This is a genomic window from Microbacterium kunmingense (genome assembly GCF_023155745.1).
Lineage (GTDB): Bacteria > Actinomycetota > Actinomycetes > Actinomycetales > Microbacteriaceae > Microbacterium > Microbacterium kunmingense.
The window spans coordinates 258,798-265,674 of the sequence record NZ_JAKNUS010000006.1 but is presented as its reverse complement, the minus strand read 5'-3'; the positions used below and the strand labels follow the sequence as shown (position 1 = coordinate 265,674).

Genomic DNA, 6,877 nt, shown 5'->3' with positions numbered 1-6,877 from the left:
GGCTCATCCCGTACTCGGCCGCGGCCGCGCTCACAGTAAGTCCCCCCGCGACGATCTTCAACACCACGACCCGATGCTTCGACGACATGCCCGAGTCTGTCGCCTATGACCCGACTCACGTGTCGCCAATCACCTGTCGCCTATGTCGTGAACCCACACACCCTCAGGTCCACCGAACAAGCCCCCGAGAGATCGAGGGCCTCGTCGTATCAGGGCTTCGCCGGCACAGGGAGGAGATCGGATGCCGCGGGCTGTCGTCGCCGGAGCGAGCGGCTTCCTCGGTGTCGCGGTCTGCGTGGCACTGGAGACGGACGGTTTCGACGTGGTCCGCATCGGGCGCCGCGAAGCGATCACGTGGAACGATCCCGGCGGTATCGCCGCCGCCGTGGACGGCGCCGACGTCGTGGTGAACTTCTCCGGAAAGAGCGTCAACTGCCGGTACACCGACGCGAACCGCGACGAGATCCTGCGGTCTCGCGTCGAGACCACCGCCACTCTCCGTCGGGCCATCAGCGCCGCTGCCGAACCGCCTCGCGTGTGGCTCAATGCGTCCACCGCGACCATCTATGCCCATGCCATGGATGAGCCGCACACCGAAGCCGGCGGCCGGATCGGCGAGGGATTCTCCGTCGATGTCGCACGGAACTGGGAGCGGGAGCTCTTCGCCGGCGACCTGCCTCGGACGCGCCGGGTGGCACTGCGCATGGCCATCGTGCTGGGCGAGGGACCGGCCACGAGGCTGTTGCTCACCCTTGCCAGAGGGGGACTGGGTGGACCGCAGCACGATGGGCCGTGGTTCCCGCACCGACGCTACCGCGGTATCGGACCGGATCCCTCCGGCCCGGAGGTCGGGCCACCGGTGCATCGCACGCGCGGGCACCAGAAGTTCAGCTGGATCCACCTCGACGACGTCGTCGGCGCCATCCGATTCCTCATCGAGCGTGACGACATCGACGGACCGGTCAACCTCGCCAGTCCCCGCCCGAGCGACAACGCCGAACTCATGCGCACGCTGCGCCGCGCCGTCCGCATGCCGATCGGCATACCGTCCTGGAGGTGGATGCTGGAGCCCGCCATGTGGCTCCTGCGGACCGAGCCGGAACTGGTTCTGAAGAGCCGGTGGGTGATCCCCGGCGTCCTCGACGACGCGGGGTACACCTTCTCGCACCCCGACCTCGTCGACGCCGTGGACGCGGTCGTCGCGCAGGAGGCGCTCGAGCGTCAGGCGCCTCGCACCGCGTCGTGAGCGGTCTCGGTCGCGGTGGACTGCAGCTGCATGACCGCGACGGCCTCCCGCAGCGAGGCCAGGGGCGTTTCGATCTCGTCGAAATGGTGGACGAACCCGTTCGCGTCGCGGGCGGTGATCGTGACGAACGCGTACCCATGCCGAGGCACCCGCACCGTCGACTTCGTGCGCTGTCTTCGCTCGCCCATTAGGCCCCCTTCCGCCCCTCCGACGGTACCGCGATCGTCGGCTCCGATCGGGCCGCGACGCGCAGGAGCCGCTTAGACTCCAGACGGGAGGTGTTCCGGGTCATACGAGCGGAGTGACGATGGCGACGGCGAGGCGATCTCTGTGGAGACGACTGCTCAGCGCGCTGCGGCCCGAGCCCGAGACCTACGAGACCCGCCGTGCACGCCCCGGTGGCGCTGACCCCGGTGCGATCAACGCGTCTCCGCTCGACCAGCGCCGGGACGGCGGGTCGGGTGGGATCGGCAGCGGCTAGATCGGTAGGCGCTGCATGATGTCAGCTGATCGATCCCGCCGCACGGTCCACGCGTTCGGGTTCGGACGGCGCGGCGCGAGTGCGGTCGTCGTCGTCACTCTCTTGTCCGGTCTGGCGGGATGTGCAGCCGAACCGGCGGCAGCTCCCACGAGCGACCCGCGAACCGTCCGGCCCGCGCCGCCGAGCGCGGCCCCGTCGACGCCCGCACCGGGGCCTGCGGCCGCCACCGGCCGCTGGAGGGTCGTCGAGGGCGTCGGGGCGATCGCGGGGGGCCTCGCCGCGCCCTGGGCGGTGGTCGCGCTGCCCGATGGTTCGATCGCGGTGTCGGAGCGCGACAGCGGGATCGTCCGCGTGATCACCGCCGGCGGCGTGGTCGACGAACTCGGCCGCCTGGATGACGTGGTGTCGGGAGGAGAGTCCGGCCTTCACGGTCTTGCGGTACTCGACGAAGGCGATCGGCAGTGGCTGTACGCCTACCACGGCGCGGCCGCGGACAACCGCGTCGTCCGCGTGCCGCTGACCTCGAGCGACGACGGTTGGCGGTGGGGCGAGGTCGAGGAGGTCTTCTCCGGCATTCCGCGAGCGAGGACGCACAACGGCGGCCGGATCGCCTTCGGTCCTGATGGGCTGCTCTACGTCGCCACCGGGGACGCCCAGAACGTCGGGGCTGCACAGGACCCCGAGCAGCTCGGCGGCAAGATCCTGCGCCTCACCCCGGACGGCCGGCCCGCACCGGGCAATCCCTTCGGCAACGCCGTGTACTCGCTCGGCCATCGGAACGTGCAGGGGCTGGCCTGGACGGCGGACGGCACGATGTGGGCGAGCGAATTCGGTCAGAACTCCTGGGACGAGCTCAATCGCATCGACGCCGGCGGCAACTACGGGTGGCCCGCAGTCGAAGGCCTCGCCGGCGACGAACGGTTCCGCGATCCGGTCGCCGTGTGGCCGACCGCGGAGGCGAGCCCGAGCGGGATCGCGGCGGTCGGGGAGACGGTCTTCATGACCGGACTCCGCGGAGAGCGCCTGTGGGCGATCGACGTATCGGCAGCGGACGCGGCGGTGGGAGAACCCGTCGTCGTGCTCGACGGCTACGGGCGGTTGCGCGACGCCGTCGCGACGGGAGACGGAGGTCTCTGGGTGCTCACCAACAACACCGACGGACGCGGTGATCCACGAGAGGGCGACGACCTGCTGCTGCAGGTGCCTCTGGGCCGGATCGACTGACGCCGACCGGCGGTTTCCTGCGACGTAGGCTGGACGCGTGACGGATCGGCGCGGAGCGGTGGGTGTGCGTGCCATGCTCGTCCTCGCGCTGGGCCTCGGTCCGATCGTCGCCGCGGGGGGTCCGGCCGTCGCCGAGGACGACATCCGCGCTGAATCCGAAGAGCGGGCGGGGAACTCCGGGGCCGTGTCGGTCGAGCCGGCGCCTCCGGATACCCTGGCGCGGCTCGCGGCGCAGCGCGTCGCCGCCATGACCGTCCGCGAGAAGGCGGCCGGCGTGGTGATGGGGCACGTTCCCGGGACGGATCCTCCGACGCTCGGCACCTACATGTCGCAGACCGGAATCGGCGGCTTCATCCTGATGGGTGCGAACATCCCCGCAGATGAGGCACGCCTGGCCGAGGTGACCGCCGCGCTGACGACGGATGCCGCGTTCCCCCCGCTCATCGCCGTCGATCAAGAGGGCGGCGACGTCTCGCGACTGACGTGGGATGGACTGCCGGCGGCACTGACGCTGAAGAACGCACCCGCCTCCGAGACGAGGGACGCCTTCGCTGCTCGTGCCGCGCTGCTCCAGCGGGTCGGCATCGGCGTCAACTTCGGGATCGTGGCAGATGTGGCACCCGCACCGGGGGAGTTCATCTTCCGCCGGGCACTGGGGACGGATGCCACGAGTGCGGCCGAGCGGGTCGGCGCGGCCGTCACCGGCGAGACCGGGTCTGTCCTGTCGACCATCAAGCACTTCCCCGGACACGGGGCGGCACCGGGTGATTCGCACGCGACGATTCCCGCCACGGATATGCCGAAAACGGCATGGATCGCGGCCGATGCGCGACCGTTCCTGTCGGGGATCGAAACCGGCGCGGACCTCCTGATGTTCGGGCACCTGTCCTACACCGCGGTGGATCCGCTTCCGGCCTCGCTGTCCGCCGAGTGGCATCGCATCGCCCGCGAAGAGCTCGGCTTCGACGGCATCGCCATCACCGATGACCTCGGCATGCTCCAAGCGGCGGGGGATCCTGCATATCTCGACCCGGTCGCCAACGCCGTTTCCGCGCTGGTCGCCGGCAACGACATGGTCCTGACGGTGGTGTCGTCGACGGCCGACACCGCCCCCGCCGTGGTGGACGGAATCGTTGCGGCCGTCGAGTCGGGTCAGCTCTCGGAGGAACGACTCGACGAGGCGGCGACCCGCGTCGCCGAGGCACGACTGCTGCTGGCCGCGGAGGGCCGGGGCATGTCTGCGTGCCCGTCGTGCGAGCCCGTCTCCTGAGCTCCCGCCTCGAGGGCGACTCTCAGCCGTCGCCGCAGTCGCTGGGCCCTCTCGCTCAGGTCGCGCTGTCGGCTGACGTACTCCGCCTTCCCGGCCGGCGTCTCGATGGCGACCGCAGCGTACCCCCAGTCCCGGAGGTCGTACGGCGAGGCGGCCATGTCGAGGGCGCGGGTCTCACGCGCCAGCGCGAAGCAGTCCAAGAGCAGCTCGCCGGGCACGACAGGACCGGCTTTCATCGCCCACTTGTAGAGGTCCATCCCGGCGTGCAGGCATCCAGGCTGCTCGACATCGCGCTGCGTGGCCCGTTCGAGCTGCTCGCGATTGCGGGGGACCGCGTCGGGGGTGAAGAAGCGGAACGCGTCGAAGTGGGTGCAGCGGAGCTCATGCGCCTCGACCACCTCATCCGTCCCCCGCGACCCCAGTCGCAGCGGAAGCGGGTGACGCCGGTCAGGCGAGCGGTAGACCATGGCCCACTCGTGCAGGCCGAAGCAGCCGAACATCGGCGTCCTTCCCTGGGTGCTGCGCAGGAGCCCCTGGATCCCGCGGAGGAGCCCCGCCCGCGACTGCCGGAAGCCGACGTCATCCACGGTGAGCGACCCGGGGTGTGCCCCCGGCACGTACCAGCGCCAGCCCGCTCGTCGTCCGCTGGCTGCATCGGCGAGTTCGATGGCCGCACCGGGGTGCCACCGCGACAGCAGCGCGGGTTTGTAGGAGTAGTAGGTGAACAGGAAGTCTTCGACGGGATGCTTCTCGCCCCGGCGTGCACGCGCCCGGTGCCCGGCCGTCAGGCCCTCCGCCCTCTCGCGGTGCGCGTCCTCGCGCGCGGACCAATCGGAGCGCTCAAGGAGCATGTTCGGACGACGCCGTGCCGTCGGCGGGTTCGATGAGGTGAGGACCGTTGTTGCGGACGTTCCCCACCGCGCGGTCGACGACGTGATCCTCCAGCGTTTCGGCGACGGCGGGGGCTGCATCGATCGCCGCGTCGAGCACATCGCGGACATTCTCGGTCGTCGGGTCCAGCCACGCGTCGGCGTGATCGGGATCCATGAACAGCGGCATCCGGTCGTGGATCGAACCGAGCCGGCCGATCGAATCACGCGTCAGGATCGTGAAGGAGAGCAACCAGCGCGCCGGATCATCGTCCTTCTTCGACGGGTCTTTCCACCACTCGTAGAGTCCGCCGAAGAAGAGAGGATCGCCGCCGGCCGGATGGATGTAGTGGGGGATCTTCGCGCCGTCCACCTGCTTCCACTCGTAGTAGCCGGTCGCCGGGATGATGGCGCGGCGCTTGGCCAGCGCCTGCCGGAACATCGGCTTTCCCTCCAGTTCCTCCGACCGGGCGTTGAACGCGCGGGCGCCGACCTTGACGTCCTTCGCCCACCCGGGCACCAGCCCCCAGCGGGCGGGCTCGAGGCGGCGGGTGGGGGGTTCGGTCTTCGCCGAGTCGAGCACGATGGCCACCGACGCCGTCGGCGCGATGTTGTACGACGGCGCCGGCAGGTCATCGCTCTCGACGTCGACGCGCAGCGCGCCGACCAGCTCTGACCCGACGTTTGCCACGACGAAGCGACCGCACATGCGCTCAGCCTACGACCGAGGTCCGACGTCCGAGCGCATCCTCAGCAGGCGACGACGCCGACCGCCTGGAGACGATCGAGGAGCTCGGCTCCATCGCGACCGGTCACCCACGGCACCCCCGCCGCGGAGTGGTCGTTCACGGCGGTGCGCCCGCCGGCGAGCACCGCCTCGGCGGGGGAGAGGCGTCGGATGGCGACAGCGATCACGTTCTCGGGGTTCTCGCTGGTGAACGTGGTGTAGATCTCGTCGTCGTGCTGACCGTCGTCGCCGATGAGGAGCCACTTCACGTCGGGGAACTCGCGCCCCAGGCGCCGCAGGTTCTCGAGCTTGTGATCCTTGCCGCTGCGGAACCAGCGATCGTGCGTGGGGCCCCAGTCGGTGAGGAGAATGGCGCCGGCGGGATACACGTGCCGGCGCAGGAACCGCATCAACGTCGGTGCGATGTTCCAGGCACCGGTGGAGAGGTAGACGAAGGGCGAGCCGGGGTTGTCCCGCACCAGCCGCTCGGCGAGCACCGCCATCCCCGGAACCGGCTGGCGCGCGTGCTCATCCACCACGAAGGAGTTCCACGCCGCGAGCAGCGGGCGCGGAAGCGCCGTGACCATCACCGTGTCATCGACATCGGAGATGACGCCGAAGCGCACGTCGGGGGCGACGATGAACAGGCGGGTCTCGACGGGTTCGCCACCCTCGACAGACATCGTCACGGTCTGCCATCCGGGCTCGAGCGCCGCGGGAAGCACGGTGTCGATGACACCGCCGCGATCGGCGACGACTTCGTGCTCGGTGTCGGCGATCCGCACCCGCACCTGGGCATAGCCCACCGGCACCGAGGCGAAGCTGCGCCACCCCCGCACACCGGCGTACTCGCCGGACTCGGTGGTGCGAGCGGGAGGGACGATCAGTACGCGGCCGAGCACACGCACCCAGTCGACGCCCCCGTAGCCGGGGAACGGCGCCACGGTGGGTCGCTGACCACGGCGGCGGGCGCGTCGTTCCCGCCACGCGTGGAAGCGGTACTCCAGGCGAGCGAGCCACAACACCTTCGCACCGGGCGACGCAGTGGTCTCAGACATCG

Annotated in this window: 8 protein-coding genes; 4 read left to right on the top strand and 4 right to left on the bottom strand. The window is 70.3% G+C overall.

Features of this window, described 5'->3' with window-relative positions:
* The first annotated feature begins 241 nt into the window (after window positions 1-241).
* A complete protein-coding gene (locus tag MA875_RS11140) occupies window positions 242-1,246 on the top strand; it encodes an epimerase (RefSeq protein ID WP_248242354.1) in 1,005 nt (334 codons plus the stop codon).
* Here MA875_RS11140 and MA875_RS11135 read toward each other — a convergent pair.
* Entirely contained in the window at window positions 1,222-1,434 is a 213-nt protein-coding gene (locus tag MA875_RS11135) for a hypothetical protein (RefSeq protein WP_248242353.1), read from the bottom strand. The two genes, MA875_RS11140 and MA875_RS11135, sit on opposite strands and share 25 nt — an antisense overlap.
* A gap of 119 nt (window positions 1,435-1,553) precedes the next feature.
* Between MA875_RS11135 and MA875_RS11130 the strand changes: the two genes are divergently transcribed.
* Genes MA875_RS11130 through MA875_RS11120 form a run of 3 tightly spaced genes read left to right on the top strand, consistent with a single transcriptional unit; the run spans window position 1,554 to window position 4,221 of the window.
* On the top strand, window positions 1,554-1,727 hold the full coding sequence (locus MA875_RS11130) for a hypothetical protein (protein ID WP_248242352.1): 174 nt from the start codon (window positions 1,554-1,556) through the stop codon (window positions 1,725-1,727).
* An 18-nt stretch (window positions 1,728-1,745) separates the two neighbouring features.
* Complete coding sequence (locus MA875_RS11125) at window positions 1,746-2,951, top strand: PQQ-dependent sugar dehydrogenase (protein WP_248242351.1); 1,206 nt, start codon at window positions 1,746-1,748, stop codon at window positions 2,949-2,951.
* Between the two features lie 37 nt (window positions 2,952-2,988).
* A complete protein-coding gene (locus MA875_RS11120; protein ID WP_248242350.1) occupies window positions 2,989-4,221 on the top strand; it encodes a glycoside hydrolase family 3 N-terminal domain-containing protein in 1,233 nt (410 codons plus the stop codon).
* Here the strand turns inward: MA875_RS11120 and MA875_RS11115 are convergent.
* The 3 genes from MA875_RS11115 to MA875_RS11105 are packed head-to-tail and all read right to left on the bottom strand — an operon-like array spanning window position 4,104 to window position 6,875.
* On the bottom strand, window positions 4,104-5,072 hold the full coding sequence (locus tag MA875_RS11115; protein WP_248242349.1) for a 3-methyladenine DNA glycosylase: 969 nt from the start codon (window positions 5,070-5,072) through the stop codon (window positions 4,104-4,106). The genes MA875_RS11120 and MA875_RS11115 overlap by 118 nt on opposite strands.
* Entirely contained in the window at window positions 5,062-5,799 is a 738-nt protein-coding gene (locus tag MA875_RS11110) for an SOS response-associated peptidase (RefSeq protein ID WP_248242348.1), read from the bottom strand. The genes MA875_RS11115 and MA875_RS11110 overlap by 11 nt, the downstream gene beginning before the upstream one ends.
* A 41-nt stretch (window positions 5,800-5,840) precedes the next feature.
* A complete protein-coding gene (locus MA875_RS11105) occupies window positions 5,841-6,875 on the bottom strand; it encodes an App1 family protein phosphatidate phosphatase (protein WP_248242347.1) in 1,035 nt (344 codons plus the stop codon).
* Window positions 6,876-6,877 lie beyond the last annotated feature (2 nt).

Excerpts from the sequence above, each read along its gene's own strand:
- MA875_RS11125 (WP_248242351.1), top strand. The coding sequence starts at position 1,746 with ATGTCAGCTGATCGATCCCGCCGCACGGTCCACGCGTTCGGGTTCGGA.
- MA875_RS11130 (WP_248242352.1), top strand. The coding sequence starts at position 1,554 with ATGGCGACGGCGAGGCGATCTCTGTGGAGACGACTGCTCAGCGCGCTG.
- MA875_RS11115 (WP_248242349.1), bottom strand. The coding sequence starts at position 5,072 with ATGCTCCTTGAGCGCTCCGATTGGTCCGCGCGCGAGGACGCGCACCGC.
- MA875_RS11105 (WP_248242347.1), bottom strand. The coding sequence starts at position 6,875 with ATGTCTGAGACCACTGCGTCGCCCGGTGCGAAGGTGTTGTGGCTCGCT.
- MA875_RS11135 (WP_248242353.1), bottom strand. The coding sequence starts at position 1,434 with ATGGGCGAGCGAAGACAGCGCACGAAGTCGACGGTGCGGGTGCCTCGG.
- MA875_RS11110 (WP_248242348.1), bottom strand. The coding sequence starts at position 5,799 with ATGTGCGGTCGCTTCGTCGTGGCAAACGTCGGGTCAGAGCTGGTCGGC.
- MA875_RS11140 (WP_248242354.1), top strand. The coding sequence starts at position 242 with ATGCCGCGGGCTGTCGTCGCCGGAGCGAGCGGCTTCCTCGGTGTCGCG.